Source organism: Actibacterium sp. XHP0104 (genome assembly GCF_025751515.1).
Taxonomy (GTDB): domain Bacteria; phylum Pseudomonadota; class Alphaproteobacteria; order Rhodobacterales; family Rhodobacteraceae; genus Actibacterium_D.
Genome location: NZ_JAOWLE010000003.1, coordinates 1 through 21,714, shown reverse-complemented (window position 1 = coordinate 21,714; position 21,714 = coordinate 1). Strand labels below are relative to the sequence as shown.

The 21,714-nt window shown below is 63.7% G+C and carries 26 protein-coding genes; 22 read left to right on the top strand and 4 right to left on the bottom strand.

The features are described 5' to 3' along the window. Positions 1-36 precede the first annotated feature (36 nt). Entirely contained in the window at positions 37-606 is a 570-nt protein-coding gene (locus OE856_RS06225) for an NYN domain-containing protein (RefSeq protein WP_263715204.1), read from the bottom strand. Between the two features lie 107 nt (positions 607-713). On the opposite strand from OE856_RS06225, the gene folK reads away from it, so the two are divergent. The 13 genes from folK (at position 714) to OE856_RS06160 (ending at position 10,452) form a co-directional block, all read left to right on the top strand. Further along, the gene (gene folK, locus OE856_RS06220) at positions 714-1,301 is read left to right on the top strand and encodes a 2-amino-4-hydroxy-6-hydroxymethyldihydropteridine diphosphokinase (protein WP_263715203.1); all 588 of its coding nucleotides are present in this window, start codon (positions 714-716) and stop codon (positions 1,299-1,301) included. An 89-nt stretch (positions 1,302-1,390) separates the two neighbouring features. Beyond that, complete coding sequence (gene rpoZ, locus OE856_RS06215) at positions 1,391-1,741, top strand: DNA-directed RNA polymerase subunit omega (RefSeq protein ID WP_263715202.1); 351 nt, start codon at positions 1,391-1,393, stop codon at positions 1,739-1,741. Between the two features lie 36 nt (positions 1,742-1,777). Continuing rightward, complete coding sequence (locus OE856_RS06210) at positions 1,778-3,904, top strand: RelA/SpoT family protein (protein ID WP_263715201.1); 2,127 nt, start codon at positions 1,778-1,780, stop codon at positions 3,902-3,904. Positions 3,905-3,924: 20 nt separating this feature from the next. Beyond that, positions 3,925-4,614: a DUF2062 domain-containing protein gene (locus OE856_RS06205; protein WP_263715200.1), complete on the top strand. Its 690-nt coding sequence runs from the start codon at positions 3,925-3,927 to the stop codon at positions 4,612-4,614. Next, positions 4,607-5,371: a pyridoxine 5'-phosphate synthase gene (locus OE856_RS06200; protein WP_263715199.1), complete on the top strand. Its 765-nt coding sequence runs from the start codon at positions 4,607-4,609 to the stop codon at positions 5,369-5,371. Before OE856_RS06205 ends, OE856_RS06200 begins: the two co-directional genes overlap by 8 nt. 36 nt (positions 5,372-5,407) lie before the next feature. Continuing rightward, positions 5,408-5,854, top strand: a complete 447-nt coding sequence (locus tag OE856_RS06195) for an ABZJ_00895 family protein (RefSeq protein WP_263715198.1) — start codon at positions 5,408-5,410, stop codon at positions 5,852-5,854. Beyond that, positions 5,851-6,252 (top strand): holo-ACP synthase, encoded by a 402-nt coding sequence (gene acpS, locus OE856_RS06190; protein ID WP_263715197.1) that lies wholly within the window; start codon positions 5,851-5,853, stop codon positions 6,250-6,252. The genes OE856_RS06195 and acpS overlap by 4 nt, the downstream gene beginning before the upstream one ends. Positions 6,253-6,306: 54 nt before the next feature. Continuing rightward, positions 6,307-7,095 (top strand): signal peptidase I, encoded by a 789-nt coding sequence (gene lepB, locus OE856_RS06185; RefSeq protein ID WP_263715196.1) that lies wholly within the window; start codon positions 6,307-6,309, stop codon positions 7,093-7,095. Next, positions 7,092-7,781: a ribonuclease III gene (gene rnc / locus OE856_RS06180; protein WP_263715195.1), complete on the top strand. Its 690-nt coding sequence runs from the start codon at positions 7,092-7,094 to the stop codon at positions 7,779-7,781. Before lepB ends, rnc begins: the two co-directional genes overlap by 4 nt. Beyond that, positions 7,774-8,688, top strand: a complete 915-nt coding sequence (gene era, locus OE856_RS06175) for a GTPase Era (RefSeq protein WP_263715194.1) — start codon at positions 7,774-7,776, stop codon at positions 8,686-8,688. Before rnc ends, era begins: the two co-directional genes overlap by 8 nt. Beyond that, the gene (locus tag OE856_RS06170; RefSeq protein ID WP_263715193.1) at positions 8,685-9,014 is read left to right on the top strand and encodes a DUF1491 family protein; all 330 of its coding nucleotides are present in this window, start codon (positions 8,685-8,687) and stop codon (positions 9,012-9,014) included. Before era ends, OE856_RS06170 begins: the two co-directional genes overlap by 4 nt. 32 nt (positions 9,015-9,046) lie before the next feature. Then, on the top strand, positions 9,047-9,790 hold the full coding sequence (gene recO / locus OE856_RS06165; RefSeq protein ID WP_263715192.1) for a DNA repair protein RecO: 744 nt from the start codon (positions 9,047-9,049) through the stop codon (positions 9,788-9,790). Beyond that, positions 9,787-10,452, top strand: a complete 666-nt coding sequence (locus tag OE856_RS06160; protein ID WP_263715191.1) for a DNA-3-methyladenine glycosylase I — start codon at positions 9,787-9,789, stop codon at positions 10,450-10,452. Before recO ends, OE856_RS06160 begins: the two co-directional genes overlap by 4 nt. Positions 10,453-10,507: 55 nt before the next feature. On the opposite strand, the gene OE856_RS06155 is transcribed toward OE856_RS06160, so the two are convergent. After that, on the bottom strand, positions 10,508-12,190 hold the full coding sequence (locus tag OE856_RS06155; RefSeq protein ID WP_263715190.1) for an acyl-CoA dehydrogenase family protein: 1,683 nt from the start codon (positions 12,188-12,190) through the stop codon (positions 10,508-10,510). 165 nt (positions 12,191-12,355) lie between these two features. Between OE856_RS06155 and OE856_RS06150 the strand changes: the two genes are divergently transcribed. Next, entirely contained in the window at positions 12,356-13,123 is a 768-nt protein-coding gene (locus tag OE856_RS06150; RefSeq protein WP_263715189.1) for a sulfite exporter TauE/SafE family protein, read from the top strand. A 50-nt stretch (positions 13,124-13,173) separates the two neighbouring features. Here the strand turns inward: OE856_RS06150 and OE856_RS06145 are convergent, their stop codons facing one another. Continuing rightward, entirely contained in the window at positions 13,174-14,772 is a 1,599-nt protein-coding gene (locus OE856_RS06145) for a phosphoenolpyruvate carboxykinase (RefSeq protein ID WP_263715188.1), read from the bottom strand. Positions 14,773-15,114: 342 nt separating this feature from the next. Here OE856_RS06145 and OE856_RS06140 point away from each other — a divergent pair, with 342 nt between their 5' ends. The 8 genes from OE856_RS06140 to OE856_RS06105 all read left to right on the top strand — a co-directional run bounded on the left by OE856_RS06140 (position 15,115) and on the right by OE856_RS06105 (position 21,330). After that, entirely contained in the window at positions 15,115-15,816 is a 702-nt protein-coding gene (locus tag OE856_RS06140; RefSeq protein WP_263715187.1) for a response regulator transcription factor, read from the top strand. 114 nt (positions 15,817-15,930) lie between these two features. Then, the gene (locus OE856_RS06135) at positions 15,931-17,532 is read left to right on the top strand and encodes a sensor histidine kinase (protein WP_263715186.1); all 1,602 of its coding nucleotides are present in this window, start codon (positions 15,931-15,933) and stop codon (positions 17,530-17,532) included. Positions 17,533-17,541: 9 nt separating this feature from the next. Continuing rightward, on the top strand, positions 17,542-17,970 hold the full coding sequence (locus tag OE856_RS06130; protein ID WP_263715185.1) for an HPr kinase/phosphorylase: 429 nt from the start codon (positions 17,542-17,544) through the stop codon (positions 17,968-17,970). Next, on the top strand, positions 17,967-18,881 hold the full coding sequence (rapZ, locus tag OE856_RS06125) for an RNase adapter RapZ (protein WP_263715184.1): 915 nt from the start codon (positions 17,967-17,969) through the stop codon (positions 18,879-18,881). The genes OE856_RS06130 and rapZ overlap by 4 nt, the downstream gene beginning before the upstream one ends. Continuing rightward, positions 18,878-19,273 carry a PTS sugar transporter subunit IIA gene (locus OE856_RS06120; protein WP_263715183.1) on the top strand — a complete coding sequence of 132 codons (396 nt, stop codon included), beginning with the start codon at positions 18,878-18,880 and terminating at the stop codon, positions 19,271-19,273. The genes rapZ and OE856_RS06120 overlap by 4 nt, the downstream gene beginning before the upstream one ends. Next, positions 19,273-19,542 carry an HPr family phosphocarrier protein gene (locus OE856_RS06115; RefSeq protein ID WP_263715182.1) on the top strand — a complete coding sequence of 90 codons (270 nt, stop codon included), beginning with the start codon at positions 19,273-19,275 and terminating at the stop codon, positions 19,540-19,542. Before OE856_RS06120 ends, OE856_RS06115 begins: the two co-directional genes overlap by 1 nt. A gap of 18 nt (positions 19,543-19,560) precedes the next feature. Beyond that, positions 19,561-20,415 (top strand): lysophospholipid acyltransferase family protein, encoded by an 855-nt coding sequence (locus OE856_RS06110; protein WP_263715181.1) that lies wholly within the window; start codon positions 19,561-19,563, stop codon positions 20,413-20,415. Between the two features lie 99 nt (positions 20,416-20,514). Then, positions 20,515-21,330: a DUF6473 family protein gene (locus OE856_RS06105; protein ID WP_263715180.1), complete on the top strand. Its 816-nt coding sequence runs from the start codon at positions 20,515-20,517 to the stop codon at positions 21,328-21,330. Between the two features lie 49 nt (positions 21,331-21,379). On the opposite strand, the gene OE856_RS06100 is transcribed toward OE856_RS06105, so the two are convergent. Next, positions 21,380-21,714, bottom strand: a 335-nt coding sequence (locus OE856_RS06100; RefSeq protein WP_263715179.1) for an electron transfer flavoprotein subunit alpha/FixB family protein, incomplete at its 5' end; no start/stop codon positions are given.

Sequence of the window (21,714 nt, the reverse complement as noted above, 5' to 3'; positions counted from 1 at the left end):
CCATGACGCGTCGGGGTCCAGCCCCTAAGGGGTCGATCAGGGCTCGGCGACACCGGCGCCCTGATCGGGGCGGGGTTCGCGCGGCGGGCGGCCAATGACATCGCGCAGATCGTCCAGCTCGATGAAATTGTCGGCCTGGCGGCGCAGCTCATCCGCGATCATCGGCGGCTGGCTGCGGATGGTCGAGACCACCGAAACCCGAACACCGTTGCGCTGCAGGCTTTCGACCAGCGGGCGAAAATCGCCGTCGCCCGAAAACAGCACGATATGATCCACATGTGGCGCCAGCTCCATGGCATCGACCGTCAGTTCGATATCCATGTTGCCCTTGACCTTGCGGCGGCCCTGCGCGTCCGTGTATTCCTTCGCCGGTTTCGTCACCATGCTGAACCCGTTGTAATGCAACCAGTCCACGAGGGGGCGAATGGGCGAGTAATCGTCGTTTTCAAGCAGGGCTGTGTAATAAAAGGCCCGCAGCAACTTGCCCCGGCGCAGAAATTCCTGGCGCAGCAGCTTGTAGTCGATATCGAACCCGAGTGATTTGGCGGCGGCATAGAGGTTGGACCCATCTATGAACAGCGCCAGCCGTTCGTCTCTGTAAAACATTTTTGGTCCTTCTGGTAATGCGCCCCGCGCTACGCGGTAAAAAGAGTGAAATTGGTACTAATTGATTTCTGCGGAACGTATTATTTAGGCTTAGGAGATAGATAATAATGCCACAAGCCTTTGATTGTCATGGATTCGTAATAAATGTGTTTGTGGCGCTCGGAGGGAACGTTACGTCACAAACCGGCGGGCCTGAGCAGACGCTGCATGCTGCGCTGCAGGATCTTGACCATGACGATCTGAGGTTGTGCGCCGTCAGCCGGTATTATCGCACCCCCGCTTTTCCCGCCGGATCCGGCCCCGACTTCGTGAACGCCGTGGCTGGTTTTGCCACCGATCTGCCCCCGAACCAGGTGCTGGACCGCCTGCACCAGGTCGAGGCCCGCCACGGGCGCCAGCGCGCCGCGCGCTGGGGCAGTCGGACGCTTGACCTCGATCTGCTGGATCACAGCGGGGTGGTTTTGCCCGATGCGGCGGGTTTTGCCCATTGGCGCGACCTGCCGGCCCAGGATCAGGCCCGCCTTGCGCCCGATCAACTGATCCTGCCTCATCCCCGCATCCAGGACCGCGCTTTCGTGCTGATCCCGCTGGCGGATGTGGCGCCCGATTGGGTGCATCCGGTCAGCGGGCATAGAGTTGCACAGATGCTGGCGGCGCTGCCAGAGGCCGATAAATCGGATATCCGGCCGATTTGAGCCCGAACCCACAGGATTTCGCCCTTGTCAAGGCTGCAGCGACTCAATAGATAGGGCTTTCAACTTTCCCAGTTGGATTGGAGTGCTCCATGGCCCGCGTGACGGTCGAAGATTGCGTTGACAAGGTTCCGAACCGCTTTGAGCTGGTGATGCTTGCGTCTCACCGCGCCCGCGAGATTTCCGCGGGGGCGTCGCTGACCGTGGATCGCGACAACGACAAGAACCCTGTTGTTGCCCTGCGCGAGATCGCAGACGAGACCCAGGCGGCCGGTGATCTGCGCGAGCGTCTGATCGAAAGCAACCAGACCCAGATCGAGGTGGACGAGCCCGAAGAGGACTCGATGGCCCTGCTGATGGGCGAGGCCGACAAGCCCGCCGAGGACGATATGTCGGAAGAGAAACTGCTGCGGGCGCTGATGGCGGCGCAGGGCCAGAAGTAAGGCGACGCAGCCCAGGCCTAACGGAACGCGGACCAGATGCAGAAGATCGACGTCGAAGACCTGATCACGCTGGTCCGCAACTACAATCCCCGCACCAACGAAGACCTGATCCGCCGCGCCTATGACTATGGCGAGCGCATGCATGAGGGTCAGTTTCGCAAGTCGGGCGAGCCCTATTTCACCCATCCCGTTGCCGTTGCCGCCATCCTGACCGAGATGCGGCTGGACGATGCCACCATCGTCACCGCGCTGCTGCACGATACGATCGAGGACACGCGCTCGACCTATCAAGAGGTCTCGCAGATGTTCGGCGCCGATGTGGCCGAGCTGGTCAATGGCGTCACCAAGCTGACCAACCTGCAACTCTCGTCGTCGGAAACCAAGCAGGCCGAGAATTTCCGCAAGCTGTTCATGGCCATGTCCAAGGATCTGCGGGTGATCCTGGTCAAACTGGCCGACCGTCTGCACAACATGCGCACCATCAAGTCGATGCGCCCCGACAAGCAGGCGCAAAAGGCCCGCGAGACCATGGAGATCTACGCCCCTCTGGCCGGCCGGATGGGCATGCAGTGGATGCGCGAAGAGCTGGAGGACCTGGCGTTCCGGGTGCTCAACCCCGAGGGGCGCAATTCGATCATCCGGCGGTTTATCACGCTGCAACGCGAAACCGGCGACGTGATCCAGAAGATCACCCAGGACATCCGCCACGAGCTGGAAGAGGCCGGTATCGACGCCGACGTGTTCGGCCGCGCCAAGAAACCCTATGGCATCTGGCGCAAGATGCAGGAAAAGGGGCAGGGCTTCTCGCGCCTCTCCGACATCTACGGCTTCCGCGTCATCACCCGCAACGAGGCTGATTGCTACCGCGTTCTGGGCGCGATCCACCACCGTTGGCGCGCGGTGCCGGGCCGGTTCAAGGATTACATCAGCCAGCCCAAGTCGAACGGCTATCGCTCGATCCACACCACCGTGTCGGGTCGTGACGGCAAGCGCGTCGAGGTGCAGATCCGCACCCGCCAGATGCACGAGGTGGCCGAGGCCGGCGTCGCCGCGCATTGGTCCTATCGCGACGGTGTGCGCGCAGAGAACCCGTTTGCCGTCGATCCGGCGAAATGGCTGGCCTCGCTGACCGAACGCTTTGCCAATGCCGAGGATCACGACGAGTTTCTCGAAAACGTCAAACTCGAAATGTATGCCGACCAGGTGTTCTGCTTCTCGCCCAAGGGCGATGTGGTCAAATTGCCAAAGGGGGCGACGCCGTTGGATTTCGCCTATGCGATCCACACCCGCATCGGCGACAGCTGTGTCGGCGCCAAGGTCGACGGCGTGCGCGTGCCGCTGTGGACGCGGCTGAAGAACGGCCAGTCGGTCGAGATCATGACCGCCGAGGGCCAGCGCCCGCAGGCCACCTGGATCGACATCGTTGTCACCGGCCGCGCCAAGGGCGCCATCCGCCGCAGCCTGCGCGAGGAAGACCGCGAACGCTATATCAAGCTGGGCCGCGAACTGGCCCGCGTGGCGTTTGAGAATGTCGGCCGCAAATCGACCGACAAGGCCTTGCAGACCGCCGCCAAGACGCTGGGCCTGGACGACGCGGCCGAGGTGCTGGCCCGCCTGGGCAGCGCCGAGATCCGCGCCACCGATGTGGTGCAGGCCATCTATCCCGACCTGGTGCGCGACACCGGCGACGAGATCGATGTCGAACGCGCGGTCATCGGCATCTCGGCTGATCAGCATTTCACCATCTCGCCCTGTTGCCAGCCGGTGCCGGGCGAACGGATCGTCGGCATCACCTATCGCGGCCGGGGCGTGATCGTGCATGCCATCGATTGCCCCGCCCTGGCCGCCTATGAGGAACAGCCCGAACGCTGGGTCGACCTGCACTGGCAGTCGGGTAAGCACCCCGCGATCTACTCGGTGACGCTGAATGTCACCATTCGTAACGATGCAGGGGTGCTGGGGCGCATATGCACCTTGATCGGAGACCAGAAGGCCAATATCTCGGATATGCACTTTGCCGATCGCAAACATGATTTCTATCGCCTGCTGATAGACGTTGAACTGCGCGACGCCGAACATTTGCACACCGTGCTGACGGCGCTTGAGGCCGAAAGCGACGTAGCTGCGATCGAACGTCTCAGGGATGCCTCTCGCAAGGCCTGAGACCATGGGGAGAACAGGGCTTGGTCTTCAAGCGCCGCGATAGACGTTCGTTCTGGCGCATTGCGTGGGAATTCATCTACCCCCGCGGTGGCTGGCAGCGGGCGTTCTATTACATGCGTCACCGCGTGCGGCGATTGCCCGACAGCCCCGAAAAGATCGCCCGCGGCATCTTTGCCGGCGTCTTTGCCGCCTTTACCCCGTTTTACGGCATTCATTTCGTGATCGCCGGCGTTCTGGCCAAGATTATGAACGGCAATTTCTGGGCCGCGCTGGCGGGCACGTTCATCGGCAACCCGCTGACCTATCTGCCGATCGGTGTGATCAGCCTGAAGGTCGGCCATTTCATGATGGGCACCCGGTTCGACGAGGATCTCGACAAATCTCTGGTGGCCCAGTTTTCCGGTGCCGCCGAGGATCTGCTGCGCAATTTTCTGGCGCTTTTCACCGATGTCGATGCGAACTGGTCGAACCTGATCGAATTCTATGACCGGGTTTTCCTGCCCTATCTGGTCGGCGGGGTTGCGCCCGGCGTGATCGCGGGGTTGATTGCCTATTATCTCAGCGTGCCGGTCATCGCCGCCTATCAAAAGCACCGCCGGGCACGGCTGCGCAAGAAACTGGCCGAGCGCCGCGCCGAAAAGGCCGCGCGCCAGGCCGCCGAAGCAAATGCGGCAAAGACCGCAGCAATGAAGGGCGCCAACAATGTCTGACGCTTTGATCGAACCGCTGGGCCGTCTGCGTCTGGGCGTGAATATCGACCACGTGGCCACCGTGCGCAACGCGCGCGGCAGCGCCTATCCCGACCCGGTGCGCGCCGCCAAGCTGGCCGAAGAGGCCGGCGCCGATGGCATCACCGCCCATCTGCGCGAAGACCGCCGCCACATCTCGGACACCGATATCGAACGCCTGATCGAGACGCTGAGCCTGCCGCTCAACTTCGAGATGGCCGCCACCGACGAGATGCAGGCCATCGCCCTGCGCCACAAGCCGCATGCCGTCTGCATCGTTCCCGAAAAGCGCGAGGAACGCACCACCGAGGGCGGGCTGGAGGTCGCGCGCGAGGAAAACAAGCTGGCCCATTTCATCGCGCCGCTGCGCGATGCCGGGTGCCGGGTGTCGATCTTTATCGCCGCCGACCCCGCCCAGATCGAGGCCGCCGCCCGCATCGGCGCCGCGGTGATCGAGCTGCACACCGGCGCCTATTGCGATTTCCACGCCGAGGGCAAATTCGACGAGCGCGACGCCGAACTGGCCCGCCTGCGCGACATGTCGGCCTATGCGCATTCGCTGGGGCTGGAGGTCCACGCCGGTCACGGCCTGACCTATGACACGGTGCAGCCCGTCGCCGCCTTCCCCGAGGTGATGGAGCTGAACATCGGGCATTTCCTGATCGGCGAGGCAATCTTTCGCGGCCTCACCCCGGCCATCGCTGAAATGCGTCGACTGATGGATGAGGCACGCATATAACTCTGAGTTGTATTAGTGGTTATCCAGGATCTTTCCATGCATATCAACGTCACCCGGTACTTGCTGATTTTCGTCGCGACCGCCATTGGCATTGCGGTACTTACGCTCGCGCTGGAATACTTTATCCAATTTGAGGTATCCGGCGGATGGATGCCCTTGATGCCCTTCTTCTTCGCAGCCATGATGGAAGGGCAGCGCCACGTGGAGGCATATGAAGATATGCCAAGCGGTGGCGATATGTGGCGCGCTTCGCTTTTGATGAGCCTGATCGGTATGCTCATAAATGCCGTTGTCGGGGTGGCGCTGTACCTTGTCTTTCCAGAAATGTTCGCGCCCCTGGCCGGTATTCCGATGAGTTACTATGTGATCGGTCTTGCGGGCGTATTTGTGGTGGCTCTTGTGACATCCCGGGTCGGTGTGCGTTCGGGCGCGCGTTCGACGTATAAACTTCAGCAAAAGTCCGCCAAAGCGTCGCGCCGATGATCCTGGGTATCGGCACCGATCTGGCTAATATCGACCGCATCCAGGGCACGCTTGACCGGTTCGGGCGGCGCTTTGTCGATCGCGTCTTTACCGAGACCGAACAGCGCAAGGCCGACAATCGTGCCGATACTGCCGGCACCTATGCCAAACGCTGGGCCGCGAAAGAGGCCTGTTCCAAGGCGCTGGGCACCGGGCTGCGCATGGGCATCTCGTGGAAGGACATGGCCGTCAGCAATCTGCCGACCGGACAGCCGGTGATGAAGGTCACCGGCTGGGCTGCTGAGCGGCTGCGCGAGATGACGCCCGAAGGCCATGAATCGATCATTCATGTCACACTGACCGACGATCACCCATGGGCACAGGCCTTCGTGGTGATCGAAGCGCGGCCCTTGCCTTGACTCCGGCCCGCGTGCCGCTCATGTAGCGGGGGCAATTTTCTGGCAGACAGGCCCATGGCAAGCAAAACCAAGCAAGACGGCGGCGTCGTCGAAACCATCAAGACGATCGTATACGCCCTGTTGATCGCGGGCGTGTTCCGCACGCTGTTCTTTCAGCCCTTCTGGATCCCCTCGGGGTCGATGAAAGACACGTTGCTGGTGGGCGACTTTCTGTTCGTGAACAAGATGGCCTATGGCTATTCGCGCTATTCCTGCCCGTTCGGCCTGTGCCCGTTCGAAGGCCGCATCCTGGCCAGCGACCCCAAGCGCGGCGATGTGGTGGTGTTCCGCCATCCGGGCAACGGGTCTGATTTCATCAAGCGCCTGATCGGCCTGCCGGGCGACACGATCCAGATGCGGAACGGCGTGCTGTTCATCAACGGCGCCCCGGTCAAGCTAGAGGCCGCCGGCACCTTTACCGAGACCTACCAGAAACAGGGCCCGGTCGGCTATTACCCGCAATGTTCGAACGCCCCCGTGGGCGAGGGCGGCACCTGCGAAAAGGCCCGGTTCATCGAGACCCTTCCGGGTGGCAGCAGCCACGCGATCCTCGACATTCGCAACAACGGTTTCTCGGACGACACGCAGGTCTTTACCGTGCCCGAGGGGCATTACTTCTTCATGGGTGACAATCGCGACAACAGCCAGGACAGCCGCTACGCGCTGGTCAGTGGCGGCGTCGGCTACCTGCCCGCCGAATACCTGATCGGCCGCGCCGACCGGATCATGTTCTCGTCCGCCGGGCGGTCGCTGTTCTATTTCTGGACATGGCGCCCCGATCGTTTCCTCAAGGCGGTTCAGTGAAGCTGTCGACCGAACTACGGGCGTTCTGCGCGCGGCTGGGGTATGAGTTCGACCGCCCCGAGCTGTTGATGCGCGCGGTAACGCACAGCTCGATGTCATCGCCCACGCGGCCCGACAACCAGCGGCTGGAATTCCTGGGCGACCGGGTGCTGGGCCTTGTGCTGGCCGAGGCGCTGCTCTTGGCCGACAAGGGCGCCAGCGAGGGCCAGTTGGCGCCGCGCTTCAACGCGCTGGTGCGCAAGGAAACCTGCGCCGAGGTCGCGCTGGAAATCGACCTGGGTGCCGTGCTGCGGCTGGGCCGCTCGGAGATGATGACCGGCGGGCGGCGCAAGCAGGCGCTTTTGGGCGACGGGATGGAGGCGATCCTGGCCGCCGTCTATCTGGATGGCGGGTTCACCGCCGCGCGCGATCTGGTGCTGCGTCTGTGGGGCGACCGGATCACCACCGTCGAGGCCGATGCCCGCGACCCCAAGACCGCCTTGCAGGAATGGGCTCAGGCCCGTGGCCAGCAACCGCCCACCTATGTCGAGCTGGCCCGCACCGGCCCCGACCATGCCCCCGAATTCACCATTGCCGTGCGCCTGCAATCGGGCCAAGAGGCCACCGCCCGCGCCGCATCGAAACGCAAGGCCGAACAGGCCGCCGCCGAGCTGTTGCTTGGCAAACTGGAGGCCAAGAATGGCTGAGACACGCGCCGGATTTGTTGCCCTGATCGGAGAGCCCAACGCGGGCAAATCCACCCTGCTGAACCGGATGGTGGGGGCCAAGGTCTCGATCGTCACGCATAAGGTGCAGACCACCCGCGCCCGCATTCGCGGCGTCTGCATGGAGGGTGAGAGCCAGATCGTGTTCGTCGACACGCCCGGCCTCTTTCGCCCGCGCCGCCGGCTGGATCGCGCGATGGTCGCGGCCGCCTGGGGCGGGGCGTCGGACGCGGAAATCGTGGTGCTGCTGGTCGAGGCCCATCGCGGCCTGACCGACGGCGTGCAGGCCATTCTCGATGCGCTTAACGAACGCATCAGCCCCAACCAGACCGTGGCGCTGGCGATCAACAAGATCGACCGGGTGAAATCCGAGGCGCTGCTGGCGCTGACCGAAAAGATGAACGCCGCCTATCCGTTCGTGAAAACCTTCATGATCTCGGCCGAGCGCGGCTATGGCGTCGATGACCTGCGCGAATGGCTGGCCGAAACCCTGCCCGCAGGCCCGTGGCTCTACCCCGAAGACCAGATCGCCGACCTGCCGATGCGGATGATCGCCGCCGAGGTGACGCGCGAAAAGCTGACCCTGCGCCTGCACCAGGAACTGCCCTATCAGCTGACCGTCGAAACCGAGAAATGGGAAGAGCGCAACGATGGCTCGGCCCGGATCGACCAGGTGGTCTATGTGGCGCGCGACGGCCACAAGGGCATTCTGCTGGGCCATAAGGGCGACACGATCAAGGCCGTGTCCAAGGCCGCCCGCGAAGAGCTGGAGGAATTCCTGGGCCGCAAGGTGCACCTGTTCCTTCAGGTCAAGGTGCGCCCGAACTGGCTGGAGGAATCCGAGCGCTATTCCGAGATGGGCTTGGATTTCAAAGACGGCAACGCATGACGCGGCTAACGGCCGAATTCTGGGTGCAGGCCTATCTGACCCGTCTGCGGCTGGCCGACATTCCGGCATTCGTCACCGCCAAGGGTGACGCCACCGCCGGGGCGGTTCTGGTGAAACTGAACACGCTGGATGGGCAGGCGCGGCTGTGGCAGCGCAGCGTCGATCTGATGACCGGTGAACGCTCTTGGGTGGTGCTGGCCGAGGGCGACGAGGCCGAGGTTGACGGCTCGATCCGCCGCCAGCGCGGGTTCGATCCCGACCTCTGGGTGATCGAGGTCGAAGACCGCCAGGGCCGGCACCTACTGGACGAACCCGGCCTTTCATGACTTTCTAGACCCCGAAACGACAGGGGGCGCGGATGGAGTGGCGCGATCAGGGGGCCTTGCTGGCCGTGCGCAAACATGGCGAGACCTCGGTGATCATCGAGGCCTTTACCCCCGCGCATGGGCGTCATCTGGGCGTGGTGCGCGGCGGGGTCAGCCGCAAGATCGCCCCCATCCTGCAACCCGGCGCCCAGCTTGACCTGACATGGCGGGCGCGGCTGGATGACCATATCGGCAGTTTCACGGTCGAACCCATCCGGTCGCGCGCGGCGGGGGTGATGGCCGACCGTTTGGCGCTGGCCGGGCTGAACGCGGTGACGGCTTTGCTGTCGTTCTCACTGCCCGAGCGCGAGCCGCATCCGGCGCTGTATCAACGCTCGATCACCATGCTGGACCTGCTGGCCCATGCCGATGCCGATGCCTGGCCGCTGGCCTATCTGCGCTGGGAAATGGCGCTGCTCGAGGATCTGGGCTTTGGCCTTGATCTGGGCCGCTGCGCGGTGACCGGCACGCGCGATGACCTGGCCTATGTCTCGCCCCGCACCGGCCGCGCCGTCAGCGCCGAGGGCGCGGGCGACTGGGCCGACCGCCTGTTGCCCTTGCCGCAATGCCTGCTGGGGCAGGGGCCGGTGAGCGCCCTGGAAATCATGGACGGGCTGCGCCTGACCGGGCATTTTCTGCAAAACTGGCTGGCGCCGTCGCTGGGCGACCGCCCCTTGCCCGAGGCGCGCGCGCGACTGGCCGGCCTGCTGGCCCGACACGGAGGAACCGGATCATGAAACCCTATGCCGAACTGCGCGAGATGGCCGTGGCCCGCAAGGGCGAGGCCGAGTTGGAAGAGCTGCTGCCCAAGCGCCGCGAGAACACGCTGGCCCAGCAAACCGATGACCGCATCCTGGCGGAATTCACCAAGCGGATCTTTCAGGCCGGGTTCAGCTGGGACCTGATCGAAAAGAAATGGCCCGGTTTCGAAGATGCGTTCCATGGCTTTGACATCGGCCGCAACGCGCTGATGTCGGACGAGGATCTGGACGAGCACCTGCGCGACACGCGGATCGTGCGCAATGGCCAGAAAATCATCACTGTGCGCGACAACGCGATCTTTCTGTCCGACCTCGCGCGCGGACATGGCTCGGCCGCCGCGGCGCTGGACAACTGGCCCAAGACCGATACGGTCGGCCTGTTCGAGCTTCTGAAAAAACGCGGGTCACGTCTGGGCGGGGTGACCGGGCAATATGCGCTGAGGGCGCTGGGTTATGACGCGTTCATCCTGTCGAAATCGGTGGTGGCGGCGCTGAACATGGCGGGGGTGATCGACGGGGTGGCCACCTCGAAAACCGCGCAGAAAAAGGTGCAGGCGGCGTTCAATCACTGGGCCGAGGAAAGCGGCGAAACCCATGCCCGCATCAGCCGGATGCTGGCCTTTACCGTGCCCGACTGACCAAACGAAAACAGGCGCCGCAAGGGGCGCCTGTTCGCAGTGATATCGCGGTTGATCAGCCCAGCAGACGGCGGGCGATCACCTGGGCCTGAATCTCGGCCGCGCCTTCAAAGATGTTCAGAATGCGCGCGTCGCACAGGATGCGGCTGATCTGATATTCCAGCGCAAAGCCGTTGCCGCCATGGATCTGCAACGCGTTGTCGGCGTTGGCCCATGCGATGCGGGCGCCCAGCAGCTTGGCCATGCCGGCCTCAAGGTCGCAGCGGCGGTCATGGTCTTTTTCCCAGGCCGAGAAATAGGTCAGCTGACGCGCAACCATGATTTCGACGGCCATCATCGCCAGCTTGCCCGACACGCGCGGGAAGTTGATCAGCGCCTTGCCGAACTGCTTGCGGTCTTCGGCATATTGCATGCCGACCTCAAGCGCGTTCTGCGCCACGCCGATGGCGCGGGCGGCGGTCTGGATGCGGGCGGCCTCGAAGGTTTTCATCAGCTGCTTAAAGCCCTGACCCTCGACCCCGCCCAGCAGGTTCTCGCCCTTGACCTTGAACCCGTCAAAGCCCAGCTCGTATTCCTTCATGCCGCGATAGCCCAGAACCTCGATCTCGCCGCCGGTCATGCCGGGGGTCGGGAACGGGTTGTCCTCGGTGCCCGGGGTCTTTTCGGCAAGGAACATCGACAGGCCGCGGTGGTCCGAGGTGTTGGGATCGGTGCGGGCCAGCAGGGTCATCACATGGGTGCGGGCGGCGTGGGTGATCCAGGTCTTGTTGCCGGTGATTTCCCAGTTGCCGTCGTCGGTTTTCACCGCGCGGGTGCGCAGGCTGCCCAGGTCCGACCCGGTGTTCGGCTCGGTGAACACGGCCGTCGGCAGGATCTCGGCCGAGGCCAGTTTCGGCAGCCAGTTTTCCTTTTGCTCGTCGGTGCCGCCGGCCAGGATCAGCTCGGCCGCGATTTCCGACCGGGTGCCCAGCGAGCCGACGCCGATATAGCCGCGCGACAGTTCCTCGGACACGACCACCATCGAGGCCTTGGACAGGCCCAGGCCGCCGAATTCCTCGGGGATGGTCAGGCCGAACACGCCCATTTCGCCCAGTTCCTCGATGATTTCCATCGGGATCAGTTCGTCCTTGAGGTGCCATTCATGCGCGTTGGGGACGACACGATCATCGGCATAGCGGCGGAACTGTTCGCGGATCATTTCCAGATCTTCGTCCAGACCGGTGGCGCCAAAGGTCGCGTGGCCGGCATTGTCGCGCATCAGCGCAACCAGGCGGCTGCGGGCGGGTTCGGTGTTGCCCTGGGTGACCAGGGTCATCACCTCGGCGGTCATCATCGCGCCGATATCCTGCGGGGCCAGGCCCATGTCCAGCGGACGGGCAATCTCGTTCTGGCTCATGTGGATGCCGCCCTGGATCTGCCAGAGGTATTCGCCAAAGGCGATCTGGTGGATCAGCTGCTCCATCTCGCCGAACTTGCCTTCGGCATCAATGCGGGCGGCCCAGTTCTGCATCTGGCGCAGCGATTCGACATAGGTCGCCAGCCACGATAGCGAATGCGCGGCATACTGGTTCTGCTCCAGCGCATCGCCCGAGACGCGGCCATCGACCGAGACCATCGCGCGCACATTCTCCATGGCCTTTGCCAGCAGCGCCTCGATCGGCGCGATGGTCGCACCGGTAAGGGTCAGCAGGTCCGGCAGAATGGCCGATTTGGGCGTTTCCTGTCCATCATGGGGCATGAGTCGGCTCCTTTTTTCACAGTCCGGCTGGGAATAGGGTTTTTGCAGTCGCAGCGCAACAAAAATACGCCGGGAAACCTGCTTTTGAAGCAATATGTCGCGCGCTTTGGTGGCCGGCAGTGCTAAACTGGCCAGATTGCGCCTTGAAACACAGGAGAATCGCGCGTGTCAGAGCAGATTCTGGGCATCCCGCCCGAGGTCTTTGCGATTGCAGCGATAATCGCCTTCTTTGCGGGCTTCGTAAAGGGGGTGGTGGGCTTTGCCATGCCGATGATCATGATGTCAGGATTGTCCATGGTGTTACCGGCGCCGGTGGCGCTGGCGGCGCTGATCGGGGCGACTTTGGTGACCAACCTGTCGCAGGCGCTGCGCCAGGGGGCGGGTCAGGCCTGGGGCGCGGTGCGGCGCTATCGGCGGCTGATCGGCACCATCATCGTGATGATCTTTCTCAGCGCGCCTTTGGTGACATGGCTGCCGCAGCGGGCGCTGTATCTGCTGCTGGGCGTGCCACTGCTGTTTTATGGCCTCAGCCAGCTGACGGGGCGACAACTGGTGCTGCAACCGGGCCACCGGGTGCGGGCCGAATACATGATGGGCGTGGTCAGCGGGTTCTTTGGCGGCATCTCCGGGGTCTGGGGGCCGCCGGTGATCGCCTATCTGCTGTCATACGGCACCGAAAAGACTGAGATGGTGCGCGTGCAGGGCGTGGTCTTCCTGGTGGGTTGCGTGGCGCTGATCGTGTCGCATCTGGGCACCGGGGTGCTGAACGCGCAGACGCTGCCGCTGTCGGGGGCGCTGATCGTGCCGGCCGTGGCGGGGATGCTGGCCGGGTTCGCGGTGCAGGATCGGCTGGATGCCGCGCTGTTTCGCAAGGTGACGCTGGTGGTGCTGTCGCTAGCGGCGATCAACCTGATCCGGCGCGGGCTGATGTAACGAAAAGGCCCGGCGCGGGGCCGGGCCTTTGGTCTTCACTGTCCGAATGCTTAGCCGATTGCAGCGGCTTTTACGTCTTCGTCGATATAGGGCACGTACTGGGCAAAGTTCTCGGCGAACATGTTGACCAGTTTCTGGGCCTGCGCGTCATAGGCGTCTTTGTCGGCCCAGGTCTGGCGCGGTTCCAGCAGGGCGTCATCGACACCCGGCACCGAGACCGGCACCTGGAAGCCAAAGTTGGCGTCCTTGCGGAATTCCACATCGTTCAACGAGCCGTCCAGCGCGGCGGTCAGCAGGGCGCGGGTCGCCTTGATCGGCATGCGCGAGCCGGTGCCATAGGCGCCGCCGGTCCAGCCGGTGTTAACCAGCCAGCAGGTCGCGCCATGCTTGGCGATCTTTTCGCGCAGCAGGTTGCCATAGGCCTCGGGGCGACGCGGCATGAAGGGCGCGCCAAAGCAGGTCGAGAACGTCGGCTCGGGCTCGGTCACGCCTTTCTCGGTGCCGGCCACCTTGGAGGTGAAGCCCGAGAGGAAGTGATACATGGCCTGGGCCGGGGTCAGACGTGCGATCGGGGGCAGAACGCCGAACGCGTCGCAGGTCAGCATGATGATGTTCTTCGGGTGGCCGCCCAGGGCGGTTTCCGAGGCGTTCGAGATGTATTCCAGCGGATAGGCGCAACGCATGTTGGCCGTCAGGCTGTCATCTTCGAAATCCAGTTCCTTGGTTTCCGGGTCGAACACCATGTTCTCGATCACGGTCGCGAACTTGCTGGTGGTCGCAAAGATTTCCGGCTCGGCTTCGGCGCTGAGGCTGATGGTCTTGGCATAGCAGCCGCCTTCGAAGTTAAAGGTGCCCTTGTCCGACCAGCCATGTTCGTCGTCGCCGATCAGGGTGCGCGACGGATCGGCCGACAGGGTGGTCTTGCCGGTGCCCGACAGGCCAAAGAACACGGCGGTGTCGACCGGGTTGTCGATCGCGTGGTTGGCCGAGCAGTGCATCGCCATCACGCCTTTGCCCGGCAGGATGTAGTTCAGCAGGGTAAAGACCGATTTCTTGTTCTCGCCGGCATATTCGGTGCCGCCGATCAGGATCAGCTTCTTGTCAAAGTTCAGCGCAATCACCGTGCCCGAGCGGCAGCCGTGCTTTTCGGGATCGGCCGAGAAGCTGGGGCAGTTGATGATGGTGAATTCCGGCACAAAGCTGTCCAGCTCGTCCCGCGAGGGGCGGCGCAGCAGGTGGCGGATGAAGAGGTTGTGCCAGGCCAGCTCGGTCACGACGCGCACGTCGAGGCGGTGTTCAGGGTCAGCGCCGCCGAACAGGTCCTGCACGAAATAGTCGCGGCCCTTCATATGCTCGACCATGTCGGCATAGAGGCGGTCGAACGCCTCGGGGTCCATCGGTTTGTTGTTGTCCCACCAGATCGAGTCTTCGACCGACGGGGTGCGCACAACGAATTTGTCCTTGGGCGAACGGCCGGTATGTTCGCCGGTGGTTACCAGGAAAGCGCCGCCATTGCCCAGCGTGCCTTCGTCGCGCTTCAGCGCAGCCTCGACCAGAGCCGGCTCCATGAGGTTGTAATAGACCTGGCCCAGCCCGGTGATGCCTTGATCTTCCAGCCGCTGTTTGGGGTTCACCCGTCCAGTTGACATATGCTTGCTCCTGACGCCGTCCGCCATGGGGCGGTCCGATTGATCTCTAGAAGTTGGCAGCCCTGCCGCCGGCCCGCGATTTGCTGCGGGTGCGCTCCTATATCACGGTCATTTCCAGAAGGAACAGGTGGCGGGCATTGGTTAGCGCAAACGGTCGCAGTTTAGCGCAACCGCAAGCTGCACCGACTCGAAAAGTGATGCAAATTAGCAATGTGTCATCTTTTTTCCGCTCTGCTGAGACCTGCGCAATCGGGTGATTCGCAGTTAGCAGTTGATTCCTAAGGGCGAAACGGGAAAAATATGGCAAAAAACAGGCACAGAGCAGCACAAAGGTAAAACCCCATGTCACGGATTGCGCTCGTTGACGACGACAGGAATATCCTGACTTCGGTTTCCATGACCCTTGAGGCAGAGGGTTTCGAGGTCGAAACATATAATGACGGCCAGTCGGCATTGGATGCGTTCAACAAACGCCTTCCCGACATGGCGGTTCTGGACATCAAGATGCCCCGGATGGATGGCATGGATCTGTTGCAGCGACTGCGGCAGAAAACCACCATGCCGGTGATCTTTCTGACATCCAAGGATGACGAGATCGACGAGGTTCTCGGCCTGCGTATGGGCGCCGATGACTATGTGAAAAAGCCGTTTTCTCAACGGCTTCTGGTCGAACGCATCCGCGCCCTGCTGCGCCGGCAAGAGGCGATCGCCTCGGATGCCGTCGCCCCGACCGAGGAAACCAAGGTCATGTCGCGCGGCCATCTGACGATGGATCCGCTGCGCCACGCGGTGACCTGGAAAGGCAACGACGTATCGCTGACCGTGACCGAGTTCCTGCTGCTGCAGGCCCTGGCCCAACGCCCCGGTTTCGTCAAAAGCCGCGATCAGCTGATGGATGTCGCCTATGACGATCAGGTCTATGTCGACGACCGCACCATCGACAGCCATATCAAGCGTCTGCGCAAGAAGATGCGCCAGGCCGATCAGGATTTCTCGGCGATCGAGACGCTGTATGGCATCGGCTATCGCTATAACGAAGAGTAAGACCCGCTGAAACGCCCGCCCAAGGGATTGACCGTGCGAGACACCAAGGCATCTGGGGACGCAACCGTCCTGATCGGTGAAGACTGGGTGTCCCCGTCCAAGGGGGATACCGAGATGCGCGAGCGTCGCCGCAAGCGCGGCTTTGTCTCGCTCAATCGCTCGCCCCTGGCCCGCAAGATCATCACCTTCAACCTCATGGGGCTGGTGGTGCTGGTCGCGGGTGTTCTGTTCATGGATCCGGGCCGTGACAGCCTGGTCAACCAGCGCGAACAGGCCCTGATCACCCAGGCCCGCCTGGTCGCGGATGTGTTCGAGGTGCAGCTGTCGCGCAGCGGCCCCGTCAGCCTTGGCGCCTCTGAGGGGGTGCAGGCCGACGAAACGCTGGTGGCGCTGGCGCCAGAGGATAACGTCGATCTTTACGTCTATGACCGCCAGGGCGGCCTGATCGCGGCCACCCGCTCCGAGATTCGCGGCCCGCTTCCGGGTGCGGGCGGATCGACGGCGATTACCGATATGCTGAACCGGCTGTGGAACGGCCTGTCGGCGCTGGTGTCGAATGACGCGGTTCTGGTGGGCACCAACCCCGAGGATCTGGCCAGCGGCCTGGTTTTGCAGGCCGTGCGCGGCGAAACCGTTGCCCGCGCCGGCGAGGATGTCGGCGGCGGCACGATCTTTTCGGTCGCGACCCCGATCATGCAGGGCGAAACGGTTGTGGGGGCCGTCGCGCTGACCTCGGCCGCCGGCGAGATCGACCAGTTGATCCGCGCCGAGCGCGAGCAGGTTCTGCGCATTTTCGTCGTTGCGCTGCTGGTCTCGGTGGGGCTGTCGCTGCTCTTGGCCAACACCATCGCCAACCCGCTGGCCGATCTGGCCGCGGCGGCCGAAATCGGCCGTGACCGCAATTCGCGCAAGATCAGCCCCGGCCGCGTGCGCATCCCCGATCTGACCGCCCGCCCTGACGAGATCGGCCGCCTGTCCGAGGCGCTGCGCGGGATGCTGGCGGCGCTGTATGACCGGATCGACGCAAACGAACAATTCGCCGCCGACGTGGCGCATGAGATCAAGAACCCGCTGGCCTCGCTGCGGTCGGCGGTGGGCACGATGCATGTGGCCAAGCGCGACGACCAGCGCGAAAAGCTGCTTGAGGTGATCGAGCACGACGTGCGCCGGCTTGACCGGCTGGTCAGCGACATCTCGAACGCGTCGCGGCTGGATAGCGAACTGGTCAAGGAAGAAGAGGAAAGGTTCAACCTTTCCAAGCTGTTGCAAAACCTGGCCGAGCATCTGGGCAACGATGCGCGCGGCAAGGGCGTTGACTTCATTTCCGACCTGCCGAAAGAGCCGATCATCGTGCAGGGCCTCGAGGCGCGCCTGGCGCAGGTGTTCGTCAACCTGATCACCAACGCCGTCTCATTCTGCGAAGAGGGCGACGCCGTCCGGATCTGGGCCCGCAGCCGCGGCAACCGGGTGCTGGTCGTGGTCGAGGATACCGGCCCCGGCATTCCCGATCAGGCGCTCGACAAGATCTTCAAGCGGTTCTACTCGGAACGCCCGCCGGGCCAGTTTGGCGACCATTCCGGCCTGGGCCTTGCGATCTCGAAACAGATCGTCGAGGCGCATGGCGGCGTGATCTGGGCCGAGAACATCCGCCCCACCGATGCCGATCCCACATCCGAGCCGCTGGGCGCGCGCTTTGTCGTGGGTCTGCCCGTCTAGGGCGGCGCGATGACGACCCCGGGCACCATCACATTTCATGCAACCTGTGTGGCCCTGAACGGGCGCGGCGTCTTGATCACCGGGGCCTCGGGCACCGGAAAATCCGCCCTCGCGCTGGAGCTGATGGCCCGTGGTGCCGAGCTGGTATCGGATGACGGCGTGATGCTGCGCCTGATCGACGGCGTGCCGGTGGCCAGCGCCCCCGCCGCGATCCGCGGCATGATCGAGGCGCGCGGGGTTGGCCTCTTGGCGGCCGAAACCTGCCCGGCCGCGCCGGTGGTTCTGGTCGTCGACCTGGACCATCCCGAAACCGAACGCCTGCCGCCCATGCGCGAAACGCGGCTGCTGGACGTGCCGGTGCCATTGGTGCACAACTGCGTGTACCCGCATTTTCCCGCGGCCATCCTGCAATATCTCAAGGGTGGGAGGCGTGCATGACAGCCAAGCAGAACATGACCGCAGCACAGCGGCTGGTGCTGGTCACCGGCCCCGCAGGCGCGGGGCGGTCAACGGCGCTGCATGCGCTTGAGGATCTGGGATATGAGGCCATCGACAACCTGCCCCTGTCGCTGATCCCGCGCCTGTTCGACGGCCCCCCGCATGGCGCCGCGCTGGCGCTGGGGGTCGATCCGCGCACGCGTGATTTCTCGGTCGGGGCGCTGGCCGACCTGGTGGGGCAATTGCGGGCCGATCCGCGCGTGCAATGCGAGGTTCTGTATCTGGATTGCCGCCCTGAAACCCTTCAGCGCCGCTTTTCCGAGACCCGCCGCCGTCACCCCCTGGCCCCCGCCGAAAGCCCCGATGCCGGCATCGCGCGCGAGCTGGATCTGCTGGGCCCGATTCGGATGCTGTCGGATTTCCTGATCGACACGTCCGACCTGAACCAGCACGACCTGCGCGCCGAACTGGCCCGGCTGTTCAGCGTCGAGGACGGCCACCGCCTGGCCCTGTCGGTTCAGTCCTTTTCCTACAAGCGGGGCATTCCGCGCGCGGCCGACATGGTGTTCGACTGCCGGTTCCTGCAAAACCCGTATTGGCAGCCCGATCTGCGCGGCCTGAACGGCCTGTCGCCCGCCGTGCGCGATTATGTCTGCGCCGACCCGCGCTTTGACGGATTCTTTGACCGGGTGCGCGATTTGACCGAATTCCTGCTGCCGGCCTATATCGGCGAGGGCAAAGCTCATCTCTCGATTGCATTCGGGTGTACCGGAGGGCAACACCGTTCGGTCACATTGGCCGAAAAACTGTCACAGGTGCTTGCAGAGGGCGGATGGCGGGTGTCTATAAGGCATCGAGAAATAGAGCGTCAGGCCCCCGGCGGGGGCAACAAGTCGGAGACCACCGTTTGATCGGCATCGTGATCGTAGCGCATGGCGGATTGGCCCGGGAATACCTGGCGGCGGTGGAACACGTCGTCGGCAAGCAGGACGGCATTCGCGCGATCTCGATCGAACCCGAACATGACCGCGCCCTCAAGCAGGCCGAAATCCTGGCCGCCGCCGACGAGGTGGACGAGGGCAGCGGCGTCATCGTGGTGACCGACATGTTCGGCGGCTCGCCCTCGAATCTCAGCATCCGCGCCTGTGACCGCTCGAACCGCAAGATCCTGTATGGGGCGAACCTGCCCATGCTGATCAAGCTGGCCAAGTCGCGCAGCATGAATGTCGATGCGGCGGTGGATTCGGCCGCGCTGGCGGGTCGCAAATACATCAACAGCTTTGACGGTGCGGGTGGGCAGTGATGGCCACCAAGACCCTGGATATCGTCAACGAAAAGGGGCTGCATGCACGCGCCTCTGCCAAGTTCGTTGAAACCGTCGAACAGTTCGACGCCGATGCCGAGGTCAGCCGCGACGGCCTGTTTGCCGCCGGCGATTCGATCATGGGCCTGCTGATGCTGGCCGCGTCCAAGGGCTGTATGATCGAGGTCGAAACCAGCGGCCCCGAGGCCGAGGCCCTGATGTCTGCCCTGCAAGAGTTGGTCGCCAATCGGTTCGGCGAACCGTTCTGATCCGGCCGGACGATCCTGATGGACAGCCGCCCCCCCGAAACGCCCCCCGCAAGTGACCCGTATGACAAGCGTCGCCTGTCCTACGCCAACACGTTCACCAACCCGTTCAAGGCCAACACCATCCGCGTGATGGAATGGACGACCGGCAAGCTGAAACTGCTGCGCCTGATCCGCCGGTTTGAGGCCATGGGCGTGCCGCATGGCCAGGCGTTCTGGCCGCAGGCGCTGTCGGTGATGGGCATCGACGTCACCACGCCGCCCGACCAGATCGCCCGCATCCCCGCCGAGGGGCCGCTGATCATCGTCGCCAACCATCCGCACGGGCTGGTCGATGGCATGGTCCTGGCAGAGCTGATCGGCCGCGTGCGCCAGGATTACAAGATCCTCACCCGCTCGATCCTGACCGGCATCGCCGAGATCGACCCGTTCATGATCCCCGTGCCCTTTGCCCATGAAGAAGACGCCCAGCGACGCAGCCTCGACATGCGCAAACTGGCGATGGAGCATCTGAATACCGGCGGCGCGATCGTGCTGTTCCCATCGGGCGTCGTGGCCTCGTCCGAGACCCTCTTTGGCCCCGCGATCGAGGCCGAATGGAATCCCTTTACCGCCAAGATGATCCAGCGGTCAGGCGCGCGCGTGCTGCCGGTCTATTTCCCCGGCTGCAATTCGCGCTGGTACCAGATCGCCAACCGCCTGTCGCCCACGCTGCGGCAGGGGCTGCTGCTGCACGAGGTCGCCTATGCGCTGAACAAGGCGCAGAGCCCCGCAATCGGCCGCCTGATCGAGCGCGACGAGATCGAATCCTGGGCCGACAACCCACGCGGGTTCGTGCGCTGGCTGCGCGACCAAACCCTGTCGTTACGCGGATAATTCCCTAAACTTTTCAGAAACTTGCCCCTTTAGCCCTTTGGCAACCCCGGTCCCTCAATCTGGGTCTGGGTGAGTCGAAAACTACATTGGGGGTGCAGGATGTATGAACATCTGGGCCAAGGGGCCATTGACTATCAACCATGCCGCTACGGCCAGTCCCGAATCCTGTTTCGCGGGCCGCGCGTCGATCTGGATGCGGCCTATTGCGCGGTGCTGGGCGGCACGGAAACTTATGGCAAATTCGTCCAACTGCCATTCCCGGCGCTTGTGGGCGAACAGACCGGGCGCAGCGTGGTCAACCTGGGCTGCGTGAATGCCGGCCTTGATGTGTTCATGCGCGACCCGACCGTGCTTGATATCTGCGGCGGGGCCGATCTGACCATAGTTCAGGCCATGGGCGCGCAGAACATGTCCAACCGCTACTACGCCGTGCATCCGCGCCGCAATGACCGCTTTCTGCGCGCCTCGGCCGCGCTCAAGGCGATCTACCCCGATGTCGATTTCGCCGATTTCAGCTTTACCCGGCACATGTTGCAGGGGTTGCGCCGCCATTGCGACGACCGGTTTCACCTGGTGGCGCAGGAACTGGCCACCGCCTGGGTCGCCCGCATGCGCTCGCTGGCCGAGATGCTGGGAGAGCGGTCGGTGCTGCTGGTGCTGGAACTGCCGGAATGGCCCGATGGCGGGCTTGGGCCTGAGCCGCTATTCGTCACCGACAATATGATCGCCCAGGTCGAACACCTGTTCGCGGCGGTGGTGCGGGTGACGCCCAGCGACGACGCGCTGGCGCAGGGCACGGCGGGTATGGTCTTTCGCCCGATGGAAGAGGCCGCCGCGCAGCTGTTGCCCGGCCCGGCCGTCCATCACGAGGTGGCCCAGGCCCTGGCGCCCGTCATGCAGGGCCTGTTGCAATGAAAAGGCCCGCCGGTTGGGCGGGCCCTCACATGTTTCCTATCGCGCCGGATCAAAGCTTCTCGGTCAGCTCCGGGACGGCTTCGAAGAGGTCTGCGACCAGGCCGTAATCGGCGACCTGGAAGATGGGGGCCTCTTCGTCCTTGTTGATGGCGACGATGATCTTGCTGTCTTTCATCCCGGCGAGGTGCTGGATCGCGCCCGAGATGCCGACGGCGATGTAGAGCTCCGGTGCCACGACCTTGCCGGTCTGGCCGACCTGCCAGTCGTTCGGGGCAAAGCCGCTGTCGACCGCCGCGCGCGAGGCGCCGACGGCGGCGCCCAGCTTGTCGGCCAGTTTCTCGATCAGGGCAAAGTCCTCTTCCGAGCCGACGCCACGGCCGCCCG